Below are 19,296 nucleotides of genomic sequence, written 5' to 3'. Positions count from 1 at the left end.
ACCCTGTCAAAGTTAATAATCTTTCAGGATTATAACAGATGATAGATGATAAACATTGTTGTATCAGTGTTTTATCAAATCTATGCAGGATTTAAAATGTTTGAGTTTGATACAAAATTACGGCGTTCTGCCCCATTTCTGCCCCATAATAAAAATCAGACGAGATTAGTTGTATCAATGCTTCAAGGCGCGTACTTAACCTTAAAATGTACTAAGAATCCTCTCTGTTAAACGGATCTATAATTATTGTGTTTTCTGTAACAATCTTATTTACGGAAGAAAGTGTAGAAGTTATATTATTAGTTTTGTCTTTTAATACAGGAATATCATCATCATTCTTTTCAAAAACAAATTGTTTGCGTATTGTATTGTCTTTTTCAAATTTTGTTTCGGAATAAGAGCACATTTCGAAATAACTTTTCTCTAAATAACCAAATCCAAAAATATTAGAAATCCCTTGTCTTTCATATATTAAAGGATCATTCAAATTTGTAATATAATTTGATATGGATTCTGCGAAAAGATTTGCAACTAAGTAGGGTTCTTTCTGGTGTGAGGGTCTTTTGGAATCTGAAGTATAGTTTAATAAAACATTATCTACATGTTCTTTAAGTCCTTCAATGTCAGCGCCGCTCCCAATTAAATATACCGTATGTTTTTCTAATTCATTTATAATAGCTCCGTCACCCTGAATGTAATCGATATGAAAAGCTTTATTTGAATTACTGGCCTCGTCAATCATAAAACCTAAAGCACTAAGTTGTTTTTTGTTATCAAGAATGGGTGTGGAAGATAGGGCATAGTCACGCAAAATACTAAGGAATTCTTCAATGAAATTTTCACGTTCTATTTCTTTTAAACGTGCTTCTTCTTTTTCGAAAAAATGATTCCATCCATTAACATTGCCAGCTAAATATAATCCTACGGAACTGCCTAAATGCTTAAATTTAAAGGCATTATCTGCTCGTAGAGATTTTGAGCGGATAGTTGTACGAAAATCGTTAACAAATACTGTTCTGTCAGGCTCGTATGAATATGCTGCAATTAAAGTCATGCGCTTTCTTCCTTTCGTAAATTATACTTTGTAATTTAATAATAACAGTTACAATTAAAGTTGTCCCTGTAGTCTACTTTGGGAATTAAAAGATTACAGGGACATTTTTTATAGTAGAGTATTTTTGAAATGATTTTAACAAATAGGTAGCAATAATTTATTTGTTTAATTTATTTTCTCTATAGAGTTAATTAATAGTTCTAGCTTATTTGAAGCCCCCTTGTCTGCTGATTGCAGCGAGTGGGTGTAAATATCAATTGTTGTATTAATTCTGGAATGCCCTAAACGACTGGAGATGACCTTTAAGTTTTCTCCTGCTTCTAATAGAAGAGTAGCAGAGGTATGGCGTAGACCATGAAAGTTAACATGTCTTAGTTCGTGCTTTTTCGTAAACTTGTGCCACTTCTTTGTAATATGACTTGGATATAAAGGTTTGCCATGCCAAGAAGAAAATACAAAGAAATATTCTCCAGCTTCCCATAAATTACCGCAAGATAATCGTTTTTCGTTACAATCATTTTTATATCTTTTCAGCTTTTCAATGAGAGAAATAGGGATAGAGATTGTGCGTTTTGATGCTCTTGTTTTTGGCTCTTTTATATAGTATTGACTATTTGCATATGATACAGCTTGTCGTACTGTTACAGTGCCATCTTCAAGGTTAATATCTTTCCATTCTAACCCTAATAATTCGCCACGTCTAAATCCTGTCATAATGGCTAATTGGAATAGAATTTGATACATGGTTTCTTCTTGTTCTAAAAGGCTCATAATTTGTCTTGTTTCCTCTAAGTCATAAGGCTCTTTTATTTGGTATTCATCTTTTAGTTTTGTAAGTTTTTCAGCAGGGTTTTTTCTTATCAATTGCCACTCATGAGCACGTTTGAAAATGTTTTTAATGACACGTATTACATAATTAATTGTAGCAGGTGATAAAGTACCTTCTTTACCATCTTTACGAGTATCGCCTTTAAGTTGATCTGCAAGAGTGATTAAGTGCATAGGCTTTACGTCTTCTAATTTCATATTTCCAAGAGTAGGTAGGATGCGTAATTTTAAATGACTGCAATACGTTTCATATGTTTGAGGAGATAGGTTATTGATAGCATATTTCTTCTTCCATTCCTCAACAAAGTCTTTAAATAACATCTTTTGCGGCTTGATATATTCACCTGCTTCTATTTCAGCAATAAACAAAGCAAGTTCTTTTTCTGCTTCGCGCTTATTCTTTGCAGCAGCCATTCTTGAACGTCTAATAGGATTACCTTTTTCGTTATAGCCAACTGTTACACGCATACGCCAGTTAGTACCATGTTTTTCGAGTGTACCTTTCATTTTTTACAGCACCACCTTAGAATGGTAATTTATCAGGAATGCTTGTTGTATGCACAGGCTTAGCAAATGGATTATTATGGTTGTCAAGATTTTTTATTTCAATATTGTGTTTACTTTCCTCCCATGGAAGTAATAAGTTTTGTCTATAATAAGTGGATTCATTTCCACATTTCACACAAAATCTTGCATCGCTATCTAATAGCGTATTACAGGCATTGTCGTATCGGAAAATGACGTTTTCGTGTTTATAATAGTCATGATCATTAATGTGTAGGTGAGAACATTTATTTACTAAGTATGTTGCACATATTTTGCAATAATCTCCTTCGTAATTTAAAGAAGTATTCTCACATTTAGGACATTTAATAGCTCTACTATATTCATCTAATTCATAGCCATCGTTATAGTTCATTTTCAGTCTCCTTTAAATTAAGCTTTATCAATAATGGTAGATCTATTTATTAATAAATAACCAAAATAATATTAGCTTTTATCGGGATATTCTTTAATTAAGATACTAAAAAGGTGGATCGTCATTTGATACACTAACAGTAAAAAAGGGTTGTATTTGTTTGGTTGCAAGGTGTTCTTTGTTCCAAATAAGTAAAAAGCCTTGTTGGAAAAAAGTAGATTCGTTACCGCACTTATGGCAGTGCCTTGCGTTTGAAGCTAATTTTGTATCACACGAATCTTGAATATAGTGGAAATTTGAAGGGCTTATTCTATCGGTATTAGAACATTTATTTACTAAATAGGAACCACATATTTTACAATAATCTCCCTCATAATCTAACTCTTCATTATCACAACAAGGACATTTTAGTGCGCGACTATTTTTATCTAATCTCAAGGTACTTTTGTATTTCATAGTTCCTTTTCCTTTCTTCATTGATTCTGCACTACAAATCGGACAGAAAGTCGAGCCGTATAATGGGTAGCATCCGCACACTAAGCAATACTTAGAGGCTATATATTGAATAAACCGTTTTTCTATTTCTGGATAGTAAGAAAAAGAATAAGTCTTGTGTAAATAACGAATGGTATTTTGAGATACCTCCATAGAGACATTACATATATCCATGATGTCTCTATAGTTAATTCCTCCCCACTCCATAGATAACTTTTTAAGAACAGGAGGTGGAGTAAGTAAATAACGTGCAAACATATTTGCTTCTTTTTCAAATTCTTCATATTGATTATTTGAGAGGCTATATCTACTAAGTGTAGTTTTTTGTGTAATTTCGTTATGCTTTAAAAAAAAATGTCCTAATTCATGGGCAATTGTAAAACGTTTTCGTTCAAATGTTTGTGTAGGAGCATTGTTATATAAAATAATATATTGCCCTTTTTTACCTGTAGGTTTATAAATCAGACAGCCTTCCTCACTAAGAGAAATTTCTTTTACTTCTGTGACTGTTAAGTTTGTTTTTATAGCAAATTCTTCATATGAGAATATTTCTAAATTCTCGTAGTTTTGAATGATATCCATTAAATTAATAGGTAGGGAATGAATATTATTATGTTTTATTACATGCAATACTTCCTGTCTTACAAGGTTAAAATCAGCTTTAATGTTCATCTTTTTTAAAAATGCCATCGAAAGCTAAGTCTAATATTTTTAATGCTTTTTCTCTATCATTTTTTGAAAGTGATTGCATTCCCCTTTGAATAGCTCGTACTTCTTGAGGACTGTTCTTAGACTCATCAATGTCATTAATAAATATATAGTCAATCGAGCAATCGAAAAGTCTACTCATATTGATTAAGGTTTGTCTATCTGGTTCATTTTTACCAAGTTCCCACATTCGAACAGTACTAACTCCTTTTCCTAATTTTTCTGCAAGCTGAGCTTGAGTCCAACCTTTTTGTTGCCTTAATTCTCTAATTCGTTCACCATAATGTTTTGTCATTTTGTAATCCTCCTTAAATAAAATATAAGCACATTATGTGCTGTTTTTCAATGATTAATGCGCTAAATGTCATTTTTTATGCTTAGCATTTTTTATGATTGACAGCATTTAAAATGACTGTTATTATAAATTCCAGAAGGAGGGTTATTATGGATAAATTAAAAATTTTCAGGCAGAATAAGGGTCTTTCCCAAGTGAAATTTGCACAAAAAATAGGTGTATCTCAATCAATGTATGAAAAGGTGGAACGAGGATACATGAAACCTTCACGTAACTTCATGGGTAAATTAAAAAAAACTTATCCAGAGGCAAACATTGATAGTATTTTTTTTGGTTTTTGAGTCATAAAAAATGCTGTTAATCACTTTAAATGCTCATAGGAGGCTATACTGATGGAAACGGTAACTTTAACTGCTAAAGAAGCAGCTAAATATTTAGGAGTATCTTTGGATTTAGTTTATAAGGAAAGTATTTATGGATCATTGCCATGTGTTCGTATTGGCAGGAGGAAGTTATTTAGGAAAGAAACACTCGATCGTTGGATGACAAAGAAGGAGTTGCAGTGCTTAGTAGGTGGACAAACTATAAACCTATGAAAGGGAGAATGAAAAATGACAGATCAATTAATAGTAGCAAATGAACAGCCGACTCTATCGAGTTTGGAAGTTGCAGAAATGATAGGTAAACGGCATGATAATTTAATGGCAGATATTAAAACATACATTGGCTATCTAAGTGAAGATAACCCCCTGAAAATTCAGGTGGTTGAATATTTTAGCAAAAGTACCTATTTAGACAAGAAGAAAGAAGAACGTCCATGTTATCGAATCACTAAAAAAGGCTGTGAACTAATTGCTCACAAACTGACAGGGAAGAAAGGGGTATTGTTCTCAGCGTCTTATATAGATAGATTTCATATTATGGAAGAGAAACTAACGAATAACGGATTTAAAGTACCTGGCACATTTGCAGAAGCTCTACGATTAGCTGCAGACTTGTCAGAGAAAAATGAGAAGTTAGCAATTGAAAATCGAGTGTTAAAGCCTAAAGGTGAATACTTTGATGAACTCGTAGAACGAAATTTATTAACAAATTTTCGAGATACAGCTAAGGAATTTAAGATGGGACAGAATGGATTTATTAATTGGCTCTTGGAGCATGGATATGTATATCGAGATACAAAAGGAAAGTTAAAGCCTTATGCGCAATATGTGCCAGGGTTATTTGAAATTAAAGAGTGGAAAAAAGGTAAGCAATCTGGAACACAAACTCTTATTTCTCCAAGAGGAAGAGAGACGTTCCGATTAATGCTACAACAACGAAAGGCGGTTTAAATATGGAGAAAAAAAGTATGTTAACAGAACGGGAACATAAAGTCTTATCACTTATTGGTTATGGAAAGGAAAATGCTCGAACCGTTAAGGATATTATTGCAGTGATTGGAGGGACTGATGAGGAAATCAGGGCCAGTGTAAGAAGGCTAATAGAAAAACATGGCTATCTAATAGGTTCAAGTAATCATATTGGAAGAAGTGGATATTATCATCCAGCGACAAATGAAGAGAAAGAGGAGGCTGTAAGTAAGTTAGAAAAAAGGGCAGCTGAAATATTAAAGCGTGCTAATACTATGCGTAAATTACCTTTAGTTAATAAAGATACAACGTTTTAAGAAGTTAGGAAATGGTAGGGATAAAAAATCCATATGAAAGGGCCAACTTTCATACGGAACATAAAAAATATATAAACTAACCTAATTTTATCATAAGAAAGTACGAGAAGAAAATAGAAAATGCGAATTGAAAATACGGAATATTACATCAATTAAAGTGGTTAACTTAATAATGGAGTTTAACCACTCTTTTTTTGAAGATATTAGCATAGGTGTTCCTTACGGGGAATTAAATTTAGCTGTAATAAGTTAAAAAAAGAGGGATTCTTAATGATAAGTATCGAGCAACTCAAAGAAAATATCTCGATTGTTGAAGCTTTAGAGCAATACACTCATGTAAAAGTAACCAATCCTAATCGTAGAAGTATCAGTGTAAGGTGTCCGTTTCATTCTGATGGCAGCCCATCAATGGCAATCTATCCAAATACAAATACATTTAAATGCTTTACGGGATGTAATGAGGGACGTGTAGGTGATGTGATAGACGTTGTTCGTTTAGCACATAGTGTTGATGTCAAAGAAGCGATTATTACTCTTGCAAAAGATTTTGGGTTACAGAATCCAACGGCAGAAGAGAATCAGAAGTTGTACCAAAAAAGAAAGTGGAAGAAGGAAAATACATTAGCTGCTGCAGCATTGAATATTAAGGTGATTGAACAAATCAATAATTTAAATGATCTTGCTAAGGCTATTCGGACACAAATGAAGGCTATAAAAACGATGGAAGAGTTAGAACAATTAGGGGAAATGTATCACCTTTTACCGCAAATAGAGTATTGGTTAGATTGTTTAGTAGATGAAAGCGAGTATGTGAGAATAACAACTTTGGAAGAAGTAAACCGCTTATTTAAGGGATTAGAGGGAAGTGAATCATAAATGAATTTAAAAGCAATTGAAGTAGTGAGAAAGAGCCTTGGTGCTGAAAAGATAAATAGTATTTTAGGAACCAATCTTGCAGAGATAACATCGGATGAGATTACGTCAGCAAACTCACAACAAAATAATGACCCAACAAGAGTGTGGGGAGAGATTATTCCCTTTGATGAATATGAAGTACCTCTATTTCCAATTGAAGTGTTTCCAACATGGCTAAGGGACTATATAGAAGATGTGGCAGAGCAGACACAAACACCTATTGATATGGCTTGTATGATGGTGCTATCCGTTTTATCAGTTGCTTTGGCTACAAAGTTTAGTATCGAACCAAGTAAAGGTTGGTATGAATCGTTAAATACATATTTGATTACATTCATGCCACCAAGTAATCGAAAGTCGAGTGTGTTTAAGGCATTCACGTTTCCGATGCTGGAACATGAAAATGAAGAGAATACCAAAAGACGAATTGCAATAGAACAAAGTAGACATGAAAAGGATGTATTAGAGCGGCTTATAGAGGATTTAAAGAAAGACTTGGTTAAAGCTAAACAAAAACAATCGGAAGAAGATGCAGCTGCCATACAGGGTGAATTAAATGCCAAGATTGAAGAAATGGAAAAGGCAGAGTTTGTTCATCCTATACGTTACTTTACGGACGATGTTACACCAGAACAGCTTATAACACTTATGCTAAATAACGCTGGTCGTATGGCAGTGTTATCAGCAGAAGGCGGATTCTTTGATTTAATCAAGGGCAGATATTCAAATAATACCAACATAGATGTATATCTGAAAGGATTTAGTCAAGATCAGATAACGGTAGATCGCAGGGGAAGAACGGAAAAGGTAGACGATCCACATTTAACAGTGGGATTATTTGCACAGTTAGATGTTATTAAGCGTTTACCGGAGTATTTCTATAATCGTGGTTTAATGGCCCGCTTTTTATATGCAGTCCCTAAAAGTTTTATAGGGTATCGAAAAATAGAAACAGCAGAGATAAGAGAAGAGGTACAACTACTCTATAGCAAGCAGATTAAGAGGTTATTAAATTTACAGCATGAAAATGTTGTTTTGGTATTAAGTGATGAGGCGCAAACGCTTTTTAATAAGTATCGCATTCATATGGAAACTCTCATGAGAGAGGGGAATGAGTTGTCTTATGGCCACTTTCAATCCTGGGCAGGTAAGTTAGTTGGACAAGTAGCGAGAATCATTGCACTTATTCATATAGCACATCATGCACAGTGCGGAAGTATTCCTACTGAAATTAGTAAAGAGACTGTCCATAGTACATTACATGTTTCTAAATATTTTATAGATCATATGATGGCTACATTTGGTTTATTAAGTGAAGGGAATACAGATGATGATGCTAAGTTTGTGCTCAAACATATTTTAAAGAATGATTGTCAGCAAATCCCTTATAGAGATATTCAACAAGCCACAAAGAAGAGAGTTAAATCAGATAAGTTGAAAGTTATTTTAAATGAGTTAGAAGAACGAAACTACATTCAAAAAAATAAAGAGGGTAAAAAAGAAACGATAGTTGTTAGCCCTTATTTACGAAGAGAAAAAAATATACTTTCTTAGAAATATTCCCCCAGTTTCCCCGAAAGGTCATGAACTGTAGAGCCGCAAGGGATTACGGTGGGGAATAGTAAAATCCCGCTTTTCCCCAGTTCCCCACTTAGCAAGAAAAGGAGGATTAAACTGGGGAAACGGGAACAAGTGGGATTTAGGATGGGAACACTTCTATCCTTACAGCCACAAGGGATACAGCTTATTGGGGTAATTGGGGGAACTTTTTGTGTAAATAGAAATAAAGGAGACGATAAACATGCCAACTGCTCCTGCATCGAATCAAGATGAAACAAAGAAAAGAGATGAAAAAGCAAAGGCAGCAGGTTACATGGTAGCACTGAGCGGAACACTCTACACATTAACTCTAAGTAAGACAAGCTGCGTGTATATCGATTATATAAACGGTTTCTGGACAGCTTGGAGGGAATCACACTGGAATACTGATAAACAACCTTCCAGTGTAAAGATAATCGCTAAGGCAGCTACATTTGACTATGTATTAATGAAAACAAAAGGCTACTTAGATTTTATAAAAAGGAAGAAATAAAACGTTAAAAGTTTTTTTATATTAAAGGAGGGAATTCGATGATTATTGATACAAAAATAAAAATGTTGAAATCATTAGCTACTGATTTAACTGACAAGGGGATAGACAATCCTTATAATTTATTAATTAAGTTAGGTCGTATATTAGATGGATTTCCTACAGAATTTGCAAAAACCAATCCAGATTTGGTGTTAATGGTCATAAACAAAGTTGACGAGTTAATGTTGTTTAAACGTATAGAGGAGTTTTTTACGTTATTTCCACCTATAAAGAACTATGTGGAGGAAGGGACTTGGACATATAAAAATACCTTAGAGCATGTTGCAAATAATCATGGAGAGTACTTTGGAAAAGATGTATTTAAAGAATTTCTAATGAATAGATGCTATGAGAATAAATTTGTTTTCAATGTAGGATTAGCTTTTATGATAGCTATTTCTACGATTAGAAGAAGAGAAACAGGAATAGATATGTTCACAGAGTTTTTTACTTATCACTCTAATAATTAGGCACGCAGCTATTTCTAAAACATTATTTGATAATTAATTAAATCAGTATACAGCTTGGAGCAGGAACATAATCTTTTACAGCTGTAGAATAACGGAGGGAATAGGAATGACAAACGTAGTATCTTTAAGTAAAGTGGTTGATGTAATTAATAAGAAAGAACTATGTATGAAAGATGAACTTACATATGCTACAACAATGTATGAAGCAGGTATGCAGGATATATTAACTCAGGTTGCAGAGCAGATTTTTGATAGAGAAAAATTCGACGAGTCTCAGCCTACATTAGAATATGAATGTACATTAAAAGAAATCATGAACAGTACTAAATTAAATGTTAATGAACTTGATGATGCGATAAATTATTATTGTGCTGTATCTTCAAGGGATTATTTTATTCATGGGTTTATACAAGGATATTTTTATTTAAAGAGATATATTGAACATAATAATTAACAGTAATAAAAAAGACGTGGATAGTTCACGTCTTTTTATTGTATTTAAAATTTATGGAAAAGGATTAATTAGTATCTAAACTAATTCTAACATCACATACTGTAATGAAAACGAACAAATGATTGTTTGATGGTAAAATATGCACATGATTCTAGCGATATATATTGTTTTTAAAACGACTATCGTAAATCTTACTTTTGGGTATATTCGGCTATTCTAACAATACAGATTGTATCCAAAACGATTCCTTTTCCCCAGCATTTATAGATAGGGATAATATTCTAACAATACAGATTGTATCCAAAACCCCCATCTCTTTTGCCTGAAGAACTATTGACATATCAGCATTTTTATAGCACTAATTTTTAACAAGTTGCAGTAAATATCTAATCATAAAAAATTATTAAACTGTTAGTGTATCTATTTTTACAACATGTATTGCAAATTTTAGGTTTGATGCAATTTGGGTTTTAAAACAATATGTATCGCTCTTGTGCAGTAACATAACACACAAGCTTAACCTTTGGTGAGTGATTTTATGTCTCCTCACCCCCAGGACGGAGAATCGCCCCAGCGTTATTATTGACTCCATGTCACGCTATTTCATTATTATTTTGCTGGTAATATTCGCTTTCTTCTTTATTTGTGATATATTTTGTACTCGCTGCAATATTACGGGCGGCATTATAATCTGCATTAGCCTTAAATCCGCAAGATTTACAACAAAAAGTATCTTGTTTTTCTCTTTGTCCGTCCTCATAGTGACCACATTTACTACAGGTTTGTGAAGTTTGAAATGGATCAACGTATTTAATTAAAATTCCTTCTCTGTTAGCCTTATACTCAATGAATTGTTGTAGTTGATAATACGACCAGTTACGTAAAAGTGATTTCTTTTGTGTTTCTTTTAAAGTTAACAACTCTAAGTTAATCTGCTCAACGCCGTATTGGACAGCTAAACTAATGATTTTTTTACTAATAAAGTGATTATAGGTTGTGATATAGTTTTTTTCTTTTTCTTTAAATTGATCTAATGCTTTTAGTTTCTTTTTTCTTCCCTTTCCCCCTGTAGAGGATTGGAGGGCACGTTCTAAACTCCGCTTTTGAGATTGTATGCTGGTACGGACTTTTAGAAAGTCTTCAATTTTACCGATGGCTTTTCGGATATAAGGAGCATCATTTACTGAAAAATAAGCAGGTATTTTAAGTCCTAAATCAATTCCTGCAATACGTCCTGGAACTTTCCTATTTTCGCTTTTTTCTGGCATGTTTAATGCTAAATTCAGAATCAGTTTATTTTGTTGATTAAAATTCATTGAACTATCACATATTTTATAATCACCAGTAAGTATGCATTCTAATGTTTTGTAAAGCTCAGTTTTATTTTGATTTTTAACTCCCAGAATACATTTAAAGACAGTTCCTTTTATCCACTTTATAAAGAACTCATTACCTTCTTTATATAAGACGATGTTTCTACCTCTTATATAGAGAGGATTATTTTTTTTATATGTTCTTAATGAGCGATCACCAGATAAAACCTCACCTATATCGTTTTTGAAATCTTGATTCGCAATCATTGTGAGTCGGTCTTTTGTATCTGAATGTAAGTTAAATTGAGAGGAAATGATATCCCGTAGATGTGTTTGTTCAACCTGTCCAATTATATTCTTATACTCTTGAAATGAATCTTTACTTCTATTTTTACGTAAATGACTTACCTTTTCTTTTACTTTCTCGTAAGCATTTTTTGCTTTGATTAAACGTTCTTTTAAAGTTTGTTTCTTTTCAAAATCTTCTTCTATGCACTGTTTTCGCTCAAGTTCTTTTAGTGTATTAAATGATTTTTCTTGTGAATTTATAGCGTCTTTTAATTTTTGTTGATACGCTTCATCAGCTAATAAAATCTTTTGTCTGGCAATAGAATTAAAGTACAAATGATTCAGAGCAACGTTTAGGGCTTTATTTTGCTCTCTCATTTCTTTACGAATAAAGTTATAGGCTTCTGTTGCATTATCCGAAACTATAGAAAGCCTAATTTTACGAGATGTAATCAAGTTTTATCCTCCTTTCTTGATAAAGTCTTTTCCAATAGGGAGGTTTGGTAAACGTTATATCTTTAAAAATTTATAGATCAATCGGAATTATAATTTTTTTTTGTTTTTTCTTATTTAAAGAAAAGAAGCAGTTAAGTGAAAAAAGAACATATATTTATTACTCTTGAAGTCTAAATGTATTTTTAACTAAAAAATACTATATAAAAAAGCTGCACATTAGTACAATAATATATATAAAGGTTTAGCTGAAATGATGATTCACATTGTTAGGAGGAAAAAAATGAAACTTAATAATTTATATAATTTTAAAAATGCAGTTAAGCATTTTCTTGATATTGATATACTTAAATTACCGACAGATATATCCTCATTTGATATTAGTAAACTGATCTGGGTGGAACCTTTTAATTTTAGAGTTAAAAAACAAGAAGATACGTATCGCACCCTTAAAATGCCGAATATTTTAAACTTTGTAGTTGCTTATGAACATTTTAAGGATTTATCAAATTTTGATACCATTCAAAATTTAGATCCTTTACATAAACGCTTATCTGCAAATATTGATACTGGAGATTTTGTATCAGGAGAGTACGATAGACAATTAGAAGATGATTTTAACAGATTATGCGTATATGACCAGCTGCTTAAAATGGATATAAAGGAATACTACGGAAGGATATATACCCATTTAATAGACTTTGAGGAACATGAAGAACGATTCCTATCCAATATGAATCAAGGAAAAACAAATGGATTAATAATGGGGAATTACTTGTCATTATATTTCGCAGAAAGTAACTTGAAGAATATCAGTAATGACATTGAAGAAGAAATTAGAAATTCGAGGATTGACTGCGAGTTCTCCTATTTCTCTGATGATTTTTACTTTTTCTGTAATAAGAATGATACTGATGAAGTAATAAAGATTTTTGATAAAGTGTTGGAAAAATATGAATTAGAAAGAAATGATAACAAAAAAGAAGTTTGGACATATGAATCTTTCAATAATTACAACTTAGTTGCAAGGTACTGGAAAAAATTAATTGCCCATTGTAATGTAAGATTCGACAAAGAAAGAGAGGATAACAAGCTATATTTTATTAACCAACTTGTTTTTAGAGTGTCAAAATTGGAGGATGATAAACTTAAGAAAGTCTTTATAAATAATTTTTTTAAGACGAAATATTTTAGAGAGCTAGACCTTGAGCAATATCAAGTTAAGGATTATGATTACCACCAACTATGTTTTCTTCTTAATTTATCTCCCGAGACTATGTTGTATACGGTGGATAAATTTAATGCTATGAGCAATTTTGATAAGAATAAATTTCTTAAATTTTTCCAAGTTAGATATAGAGAAGCACTTAAAACATCATTTAATGAAGAGCAATTATATTTTTATTACGCAATAAAAATATTCGGTTTTACAGATGTATTGATAGAAAATAGAAGTAGAGTAATCGAAACAAACAATCAAATATTAATTTCATATTACCTAAAAGATGGGTACTTCGAAAAAGAGGAAATTGATAAGTTAAAAGAAAAGGTTGATGAACAATACTGGTTTCAAAATTATCATCTAATATTGTATTCTGATGATTTACAAGTTGATTTAGAAAGCAGTATTGTTAAATATTTAATTCCTAAAAGGGCAAAAAAGGAGAAACAAAAAAATTCTTATATGAATTTTTACAAGGAAAATATATTATCAGAGCTTCCTATAATCAGAGACATTCCTGATGTTCTTGATGAAATTGAAGATTACTTAGCATTGAGAATAGAGGAAAGTGAGGAGAACTTTGAAGATTAATATACGGATATGCAAAATTAATTTGTTGGTTGTGAAATATGATTATTGAAATAATTAAACTTTTTTATAAAACAGAAAGTTCATTCAGAAATAGAAAAGAATCCATTTTGATCAATCTGTATTTCAAACAAATATTTACTATACTTTTCACTTGTATTTTCACTCAATGGACCTGTTGTTTATTGGACAAATTGGACACCTAAGAAGAAATTGTTCAAATTTAATACAACTCATAGATTAGAAAAAGGTACCACAAGAAAATACACCTTCACGAGTGTCTAAGTTTAATACACTCTATTATGCAAAATATAGCTAAGGAAGGAATAAAACAATATGTGTGAACGTAATGAACCATGTCCTTGTGGAAGTGGACGGAAATATAAGAAATGCTGTATCGATAAAATTCAAAAGCCTGTAGATATTTGGAAACAAAGAGCACTTCAATTATCATCAGAAATTCCTAATAACGAGAGATTGGTGGAAACATATTTCGCTGTTTTTAATCATGCTATGAGAAAGCAATGGATTGGAGCTTGTCATGCACTTTCAAGTATTTTATATATTTTACTTAAAGAGCAAGGATTTAAGCCGAATTTAGAAATTGGATTTACTAAGTCTTCAAAAATACCTTTTCCATTTTGTCATTCGTGGATTACTTTAGATGGATTTCCTTATGATGTAGGACTATATCGTTCTCATTCGCCATTTCAACATGATGTTAATCCGTATATTGAAATATCGACTCCTATTTTTAAAGGAATTGACTTAGAAGATGGAGCGGTAACTAATATTTCTTTTGGGGTTCCATCCAATGGAGAATCTATTGATAATAATTTCAAACAATTAACAAAAATGAATTTAGGGGAATACATGAAGAATTGGCCTAATCACAAAAATGGGCTTTGGGGAGAAACGATAGAAATTGCAGAAAGAATTGGGCTTACTTTAAAGATCGATGAACTAAAAGCTAAGTATTATGAAGATAGATTCCAAAGATGTGTTATGTCTTCGTGAAATTTCCAGTGCAAAATAATGAATTAAGGATGGTGCGTTATGATTACTGAAAAAGAACAAGAATTTTGTAATTGTGAAAAAAATAGTAGTATTTTCTCTGAACCAGGGGAATGGGGTTATTGGGATTATTGTAGCGACTGTAATAAGAGAATTGAAGATTCTTATCGTAGTTACGATGAGCCAGCAGCAGAAGATCTTTACTAAAGGTGAAAATAAATTATAATAGTCATCTTATAGAGGGGTAGTGTAAAGTTACTCTTTTTCTCTTTAAAATCTGTGACAAATCTTATGTATGGATAGCTGTTTACTTTGTATTGACATTATCACTTGTAATGGTTGCTTTTCTATAAAAGAAAATTAGAGGTGATTGATATATGTTAAATAAAAAGACAAAGACTCGTTGCAAAGAATGTGGACATGTAGCCGAAGTTAAAAAATTATCAGCTGCTAAATTGGGGGTTTATTGTAAAAATATTCAGTGTGCAAAAAAATACATCAAGGAAGAGCAGTGGTGGCAGAATATTAATAATCAGATTCAATTACCATTGTAAGATAAAAGATTAATGGAGTACTTTTATAGAGTACTCCTGCGTTACTCCATTAGAATAAGCTTGTTTTATGGAACGTATTAAAAGTAACGTTACCATTACTAAAAGGAGCGTTCTCTTCGCAAAACAAATTCGAATGCCTAAAATGTTACTTTAACCTATATAATGCACCTTTTTATATGTAGTACTCATTGTAGTGCTGCACCCTTTTTGCGTAGTATTACATAGAATTTTACAAAACAAACGAACTCAATATATGTATGTTGACTGTTACTATTGATAAGAAATGATAAGGGTTTTATGAGGAGTTCCCCAAAAAAATGGAGAAAACATAGAATACGTGAGGAAAACGTGGTTATTGGAGTACTTCAACTCTTTTTACAAAACAAACTAACACAAAGATTTCTCTTTTCCCCTCTATAAAGCATTTAATTATAATTGATATTCCAATTTATCTATGCACACATTTTTACATTATATTGCACACGTTGTGCTCTCGTACCGCATAATTTTTAGGTTTTGTTATAAAACAAGCACAACTTAATTTAATACTTTTAATCCTTTGATACTATAAGACTTAAATGGAGTGCTATTGGAACGTTTTATGAAAGTACTCCATTAGAATACGGAACATTTTAAAAATCATGTTACTTTTAAAGAATAAACTCAAACGTGAATGAGGTGTTTTTAAGCTATATAGGATAGAAAGGGTGTATGTAATATTTCATTGTAGTACTGAATTTTTTCACATAGTATTACATGGGTTTTTACAAAATAAATGAACTTAATTGTTGAGAGGTTCATAGTTATACTTTTTCTTGTTTAGCTGAAAAGAGTGATGTTAACCAGAACATTTAGTAAATGCTCGGTTTACTTACATATTATCTCTTTAGATATCAGATAGTATTGTCGACAATTTTCGATAACAATCGACAAGTGATTTAATGTATAATGTGCGAATGTTAACTAAAAGGAGGAGGGTTTAATGGGTTTATTTAAAAATAGAATTAAAGATGGGAATTTCAGTAAAGCACAGAAAGTTACTAATCCCACCGAGATATTTAAGACATTAATCCATCAAGAAGGATATGATTATCTACGTGATATTCAGAAGGAATTTTTGCAACAGTGGCATAACAATAGCTCCCAAAGGGATGTTGTAGGTATTCTAAATACAGGGGCTGGAAAAACATTAATTGGACAGTTGATGCTATTATCAAAACTTAATGAGGGGATTGGACCTGCTGTATACTTATGCCCTGATAAACAGCTGCTTAATCAAGCTATTGAACAGGCAAAGATTCATAATATCCCAGTTGTGACAATTCCTCAATCTATCAATCAGCCAGCAGAGTTTCCTTTAGAGTTTGTTAATGGGAAAGCCATACTTATTACTACTTTCGAAAGGTTGTTTAATGGAAGGTCAATATTTGGTATTGAAGGATATGGATATAGACCTATACAAGAAATAGGTGCATTAGTGATAGATGATGCTCATAGTTGTATCAAAAAGGCCCGACAACAAAGTACAATAGAGATTGAGAGGGAGCATCCTGCATATAGTAGATTATTTCAGCTTTTTGAATCATCTCTCCGTGAACAAGGTGAAGGAGCGTATATAGCTATTAACAAAGGTGAACAATCTGTCGCTCGTTTGGTACCATATTGGGCTTGGAGACAACAAAAAGATAGTGTAATGACAATTCTTCAAGATTTGTATGAAAAGGACGATTCAGTAATACGATATACATGGGGACTTATTGGGGATGATATTTCTAGCTGTCAATGTTTTATTAGTGGAAGTAAGATTGAGATAACGCCGTTACAAATTCCTGTTCAGAAAATCGCTTCGTTTTTTAATGCAAAACATCGTTATGTACTTTCAGCAACATTTAATAATAGTACGGACTTAATTACGGAACTTGGTATTGATAAAAAATCAGTAGAAGAACCTATTCAAGTAGACAATCAAGGTGATGCAGGCGAGCGGCTTGTAATTGCCCCGAAAAGATATTATGCTGATTTGGATGATGAAGCGATGCGATCTATAATTGCGACATACGCAATTGAACATAATGTTGTTGTTATCGTACCTAACAAACAAAAGGCTAAAAGTTGGAAAGGGCTTAATGCAACATTAGTAGATAAAGAAAATATTGAATGGGCAACAAAAACTTTAAAGGAATCTAAAGGAAACCTTATGGTGTTTATAAACCGTTATGATGGAGTGGATTTAGCTGGTGATGCATGCAGAATATTAGTACTTGATGGGTTACCTAAAGTTCAAACAGCAAGAGAACGATATATTTCTGTAGTACGTGAAGGATCACCTTTTATAGATGCTCAAATTGCTCAAACTATTGAACAAGGTTTAGGACGAGCGGTACGATCAGGGAGTGACTATTGTAGTGTATTTATTCTTGACAATGCTTTATTAAACTTTATTGGAATTGACAGAAATAGGGCCTTTTTTGGTTCGGCTACAAGAAAGCAACTTGATTTCGGTTTAGAATTATTCGGTGATTACAAACCGACTTCAAGTGAGGAGGCACTAAAAGAAATACATGAGGCAGTAAAAGCTTGTTTATCGAGAGATAGTGATTGGCGAACGTATCATAAGGATATGATACTAAATGCACAATCGGAATATGAAGAGAGTGAGGTCTCTTCTCAGTTACTACATATTGCAGATGCTGAGCGTATAGCCTTATTAAAGCACAGAGATGAGTACCACAAAGACGCTTCTGAAATGATACGTGATATAATTAATACCAATAAAGAGAATTTGAATAAAGTAGATGAAGCGTGGTATTTTCAGATTGGTGCAAGTATATTATATACAGTAAATCCAGTTAGTGCGATAGATATGCAAGTTAAAGCAAGAAATTTATCTTCTAAGGTTCTTAAACCACAAAATCATACCTATTCTAAGTTAACTAAAACGAGAGGAAGACAAGCTGAGTTAATTGTTCAATGGCTAAAGCAGTTTACCAATGCAACAGATGTTGTTATAGGCATTGAAAGTCTTTATTCTGATTTAGTTTATTCTCCAGATGTAGATTCTTTTTCCTTTGAGAAGAGTGTTTTTCGTATAGGAGAATTTTTAGGGTTTTCTTCACAAATGCCAGACGAAGATGAGGGAGATGGACCAGATAATCTTTGGAGGATGGAGAATGGCATTAATTTAGTAATCGAGGCGAAAAATAACAGTATAAATAGTAAAATATCCAGATCGGAAATCGAACAACTGCTCCATTCTATTCAATGGCATGACGATAAATATGGTGTTGATCAGAAATATATCCCAATAATAATGCATAAAGGAAATAAGTGTTTTGATAATGTCCATCCACCTACTAATGGTAGAGTGATGGATATAAATTTACTTAATCAATTTAAAAGTGCCTTACACAAATTAGGGAAATCCTTGGCAACAAAGACACCACAATTGTGGACACCCTCTGAGGTCTATGGTTTATTAGTAAATTATCATCTGACTTGTGATCGTATTGTTGAAAAATATACGACTACATTGCGTTAATTAATATTAAGGGGAAAATAAACAATTGATTTAGCATTACTGAAAAGAACTTTAGAAATAATGAAATGAAAAATCCGCACAAAACGTTATTTTAAGTGAAGAGACAAGCAAAAATATAATAGAATACCTCTTAAGTAAAAAGTGTGCACTAAAATTGCTTAAGAGGTATTTTTTGTATCTATAGTTTGTAAATAAGATGCTTGATTATTTTATTGGAGTATGAAAACAAGTAAGGTTATTGCAAAGTGAACTCCTAAATAATAGGACATTAAGTAGAATATATTTTTCTTTATCATTAAATTAAAATTCTCTGTGTGAATTTTTCTGCCCCATTTCTGCCCCGAAAGTATTGTTACATCCTTTTTGATAAACTGTTATATATAAGAAA

The 19,296-nt window shown here is 32.2% G+C and carries 20 protein-coding genes; 14 read left to right on the top strand and 6 right to left on the bottom strand.

All coding sequences use genetic code 11. The features are described 5' to 3' along the window. Window positions 1–211: 211 nt before the first annotated feature. From ACE38F_RS21665 to ACE38F_RS21645, 5 genes are all read right to left on the bottom strand, one after another. Entirely contained in the window at window positions 212–1,054 is an 843-nt protein-coding gene (locus ACE38F_RS21665) for a hypothetical protein (protein WP_098876447.1), read from the bottom strand. 165 nt (window positions 1,055–1,219) lie between these two features. Beyond that, window positions 1,220–2,389 carry a site-specific integrase gene (locus ACE38F_RS21660; protein ID WP_375369880.1) on the bottom strand — a complete coding sequence of 390 codons (1,170 nt, stop codon included), beginning with the start codon at window positions 2,387–2,389 and terminating at the stop codon, window positions 1,220–1,222. 16 nt (window positions 2,390–2,405) lie between these two features. Further along, window positions 2,406–2,801, bottom strand: a complete 396-nt coding sequence (locus ACE38F_RS21655; RefSeq protein ID WP_375369879.1) for a hypothetical protein — start codon at window positions 2,799–2,801, stop codon at window positions 2,406–2,408. A gap of 105 nt (window positions 2,802–2,906) precedes the next feature. Beyond that, complete coding sequence (locus tag ACE38F_RS21650; protein WP_098876444.1) at window positions 2,907–3,986, bottom strand: ImmA/IrrE family metallo-endopeptidase; 1,080 nt, start codon at window positions 3,984–3,986, stop codon at window positions 2,907–2,909. Continuing rightward, window positions 3,958–4,299, bottom strand: a complete 342-nt coding sequence (locus tag ACE38F_RS21645; protein WP_098290802.1) for a helix-turn-helix transcriptional regulator — start codon at window positions 4,297–4,299, stop codon at window positions 3,958–3,960. The genes ACE38F_RS21650 and ACE38F_RS21645 overlap by 29 nt, the downstream gene beginning before the upstream one ends. 149 nt (window positions 4,300–4,448) lie before the next feature. Between ACE38F_RS21645 and ACE38F_RS21640 the strand changes: the two genes are divergently transcribed. The 9 genes from ACE38F_RS21640 to ACE38F_RS21600 all read left to right on the top strand — a co-directional run bounded on the left by ACE38F_RS21640 (window position 4,449) and on the right by ACE38F_RS21600 (window position 9,938). Further along, on the top strand, window positions 4,449–4,640 hold the full coding sequence (locus ACE38F_RS21640) for a helix-turn-helix domain-containing protein (RefSeq protein WP_255301780.1): 192 nt from the start codon (window positions 4,449–4,451) through the stop codon (window positions 4,638–4,640). Window positions 4,641–4,691: 51 nt separating this feature from the next. Then, the gene (locus ACE38F_RS21635; protein ID WP_098290804.1) at window positions 4,692–4,895 is read left to right on the top strand and encodes an excisionase family DNA-binding protein; all 204 of its coding nucleotides are present in this window, start codon (window positions 4,692–4,694) and stop codon (window positions 4,893–4,895) included. Window positions 4,896–4,910: 15 nt separating this feature from the next. Beyond that, the gene (locus ACE38F_RS21630; RefSeq protein WP_255301779.1) at window positions 4,911–5,633 is read left to right on the top strand and encodes a Rha family transcriptional regulator; all 723 of its coding nucleotides are present in this window, start codon (window positions 4,911–4,913) and stop codon (window positions 5,631–5,633) included. Window positions 5,634–5,635: 2 nt separating this feature from the next. Further along, window positions 5,636–5,968 (top strand): hypothetical protein, encoded by a 333-nt coding sequence (locus ACE38F_RS21625; protein WP_375369877.1) that lies wholly within the window; start codon window positions 5,636–5,638, stop codon window positions 5,966–5,968. Window positions 5,969–6,238: 270 nt separating this feature from the next. Continuing rightward, window positions 6,239–6,844 (top strand): CHC2 zinc finger domain-containing protein, encoded by a 606-nt coding sequence (locus tag ACE38F_RS21620; protein WP_098290805.1) that lies wholly within the window; start codon window positions 6,239–6,241, stop codon window positions 6,842–6,844. Next, the gene (locus ACE38F_RS21615; RefSeq protein ID WP_375369875.1) at window positions 6,845–8,437 is read left to right on the top strand and encodes a YfjI family protein; all 1,593 of its coding nucleotides are present in this window, start codon (window positions 6,845–6,847) and stop codon (window positions 8,435–8,437) included. Window positions 8,438–8,684: 247 nt separating this feature from the next. After that, window positions 8,685–8,975, top strand: a complete 291-nt coding sequence (locus tag ACE38F_RS21610; RefSeq protein WP_098290808.1) for a hypothetical protein — start codon at window positions 8,685–8,687, stop codon at window positions 8,973–8,975. Between the two features lie 38 nt (window positions 8,976–9,013). After that, window positions 9,014–9,484: a hypothetical protein gene (locus ACE38F_RS21605; protein ID WP_375369873.1), complete on the top strand. Its 471-nt coding sequence runs from the start codon at window positions 9,014–9,016 to the stop codon at window positions 9,482–9,484. 106 nt (window positions 9,485–9,590) lie between these two features. After that, window positions 9,591–9,938 carry a hypothetical protein gene (locus ACE38F_RS21600; protein ID WP_375369872.1) on the top strand — a complete coding sequence of 116 codons (348 nt, stop codon included), beginning with the start codon at window positions 9,591–9,593 and terminating at the stop codon, window positions 9,936–9,938. Window positions 9,939–10,531: 593 nt separating this feature from the next. Here the strand turns inward: ACE38F_RS21600 and ACE38F_RS21595 are convergent. Then, a complete protein-coding gene (locus ACE38F_RS21595; RefSeq protein ID WP_375369871.1) occupies window positions 10,532–11,995 on the bottom strand; it encodes an RNA-guided endonuclease TnpB family protein in 1,464 nt (487 codons plus the stop codon). 280 nt (window positions 11,996–12,275) lie between these two features. Between ACE38F_RS21595 and ACE38F_RS21590 the strand changes: the two genes are divergently transcribed. The 5 genes from ACE38F_RS21590 to ACE38F_RS21570 all read left to right on the top strand — a co-directional run bounded on the left by ACE38F_RS21590 (window position 12,276) and on the right by ACE38F_RS21570 (window position 18,908). After that, a complete protein-coding gene (locus ACE38F_RS21590) occupies window positions 12,276–13,805 on the top strand; it encodes an RNA-dependent RNA polymerase family protein (RefSeq protein WP_098290815.1) in 1,530 nt (509 codons plus the stop codon). Window positions 13,806–14,138: 333 nt separating this feature from the next. Beyond that, on the top strand, window positions 14,139–14,819 hold the full coding sequence (locus ACE38F_RS21585) for a YecA family protein (RefSeq protein ID WP_375369870.1): 681 nt from the start codon (window positions 14,139–14,141) through the stop codon (window positions 14,817–14,819). A 39-nt stretch (window positions 14,820–14,858) separates the two neighbouring features. Beyond that, window positions 14,859–15,023: a hypothetical protein gene (locus tag ACE38F_RS21580; RefSeq protein WP_179879507.1), complete on the top strand. Its 165-nt coding sequence runs from the start codon at window positions 14,859–14,861 to the stop codon at window positions 15,021–15,023. A gap of 170 nt (window positions 15,024–15,193) precedes the next feature. Further along, window positions 15,194–15,370 carry a hypothetical protein gene (locus ACE38F_RS21575; protein WP_375369869.1) on the top strand — a complete coding sequence of 59 codons (177 nt, stop codon included), beginning with the start codon at window positions 15,194–15,196 and terminating at the stop codon, window positions 15,368–15,370. Window positions 15,371–16,352: 982 nt separating this feature from the next. Next, on the top strand, window positions 16,353–18,908 hold the full coding sequence (locus ACE38F_RS21570; protein WP_375369868.1) for a DEAD/DEAH box helicase: 2,556 nt from the start codon (window positions 16,353–16,355) through the stop codon (window positions 18,906–18,908). Window positions 18,909–19,296 lie beyond the last annotated feature (388 nt).

This window comes from Bacillus altaicus (genome assembly GCF_042136375.2).
In the GTDB taxonomy this organism is placed as follows: domain Bacteria; phylum Bacillota; class Bacilli; order Bacillales; family Bacillaceae_G; genus Bacillus_A; species Bacillus_A cereus_U.
Note: the sequence above shows the minus strand (reverse complement) of the source record. Positions and strands in the feature narration are given on the sequence as shown.

Excerpts from the sequence above, each read along its gene's own strand:
- ACE38F_RS21665 (WP_098876447.1), bottom strand. The coding sequence starts at position 1,054 with ATGACTTTAATTGCAGCATATTCATACGAGCCTGACAGAACAGTATTT.
- ACE38F_RS21660 (WP_375369880.1), bottom strand. The coding sequence starts at position 2,389 with ATGAAAGGTACACTCGAAAAACATGGTACTAACTGGCGTATGCGTGTA.
- ACE38F_RS21655 (WP_375369879.1), bottom strand. The coding sequence starts at position 2,801 with ATGAACTATAACGATGGCTATGAATTAGATGAATATAGTAGAGCTATT.
- ACE38F_RS21650 (WP_098876444.1), bottom strand. The coding sequence starts at position 3,986 with ATGGCATTTTTAAAAAAGATGAACATTAAAGCTGATTTTAACCTTGTA.
- ACE38F_RS21645 (WP_098290802.1), bottom strand. The coding sequence starts at position 4,299 with ATGACAAAACATTATGGTGAACGAATTAGAGAATTAAGGCAACAAAAA.
- ACE38F_RS21640 (WP_255301780.1), top strand. The coding sequence starts at position 4,449 with ATGGATAAATTAAAAATTTTCAGGCAGAATAAGGGTCTTTCCCAAGTG.
- ACE38F_RS21635 (WP_098290804.1), top strand. The coding sequence starts at position 4,692 with ATGGAAACGGTAACTTTAACTGCTAAAGAAGCAGCTAAATATTTAGGA.
- ACE38F_RS21630 (WP_255301779.1), top strand. The coding sequence starts at position 4,911 with ATGACAGATCAATTAATAGTAGCAAATGAACAGCCGACTCTATCGAGT.
- ACE38F_RS21625 (WP_375369877.1), top strand. The coding sequence starts at position 5,636 with ATGGAGAAAAAAAGTATGTTAACAGAACGGGAACATAAAGTCTTATCA.
- ACE38F_RS21620 (WP_098290805.1), top strand. The coding sequence starts at position 6,239 with ATGATAAGTATCGAGCAACTCAAAGAAAATATCTCGATTGTTGAAGCT.
- ACE38F_RS21615 (WP_375369875.1), top strand. The coding sequence starts at position 6,845 with ATGAATTTAAAAGCAATTGAAGTAGTGAGAAAGAGCCTTGGTGCTGAA.
- ACE38F_RS21610 (WP_098290808.1), top strand. The coding sequence starts at position 8,685 with ATGCCAACTGCTCCTGCATCGAATCAAGATGAAACAAAGAAAAGAGAT.
- ACE38F_RS21605 (WP_375369873.1), top strand. The coding sequence starts at position 9,014 with ATGATTATTGATACAAAAATAAAAATGTTGAAATCATTAGCTACTGAT.
- ACE38F_RS21600 (WP_375369872.1), top strand. The coding sequence starts at position 9,591 with ATGACAAACGTAGTATCTTTAAGTAAAGTGGTTGATGTAATTAATAAG.
- ACE38F_RS21590 (WP_098290815.1), top strand. The coding sequence starts at position 12,276 with ATGAAACTTAATAATTTATATAATTTTAAAAATGCAGTTAAGCATTTT.
- ACE38F_RS21585 (WP_375369870.1), top strand. The coding sequence starts at position 14,139 with ATGTGTGAACGTAATGAACCATGTCCTTGTGGAAGTGGACGGAAATAT.
- ACE38F_RS21580 (WP_179879507.1), top strand. The coding sequence starts at position 14,859 with ATGATTACTGAAAAAGAACAAGAATTTTGTAATTGTGAAAAAAATAGT.
- ACE38F_RS21575 (WP_375369869.1), top strand. The coding sequence starts at position 15,194 with ATGTTAAATAAAAAGACAAAGACTCGTTGCAAAGAATGTGGACATGTA.
- ACE38F_RS21570 (WP_375369868.1), top strand. The coding sequence starts at position 16,353 with ATGGGTTTATTTAAAAATAGAATTAAAGATGGGAATTTCAGTAAAGCA.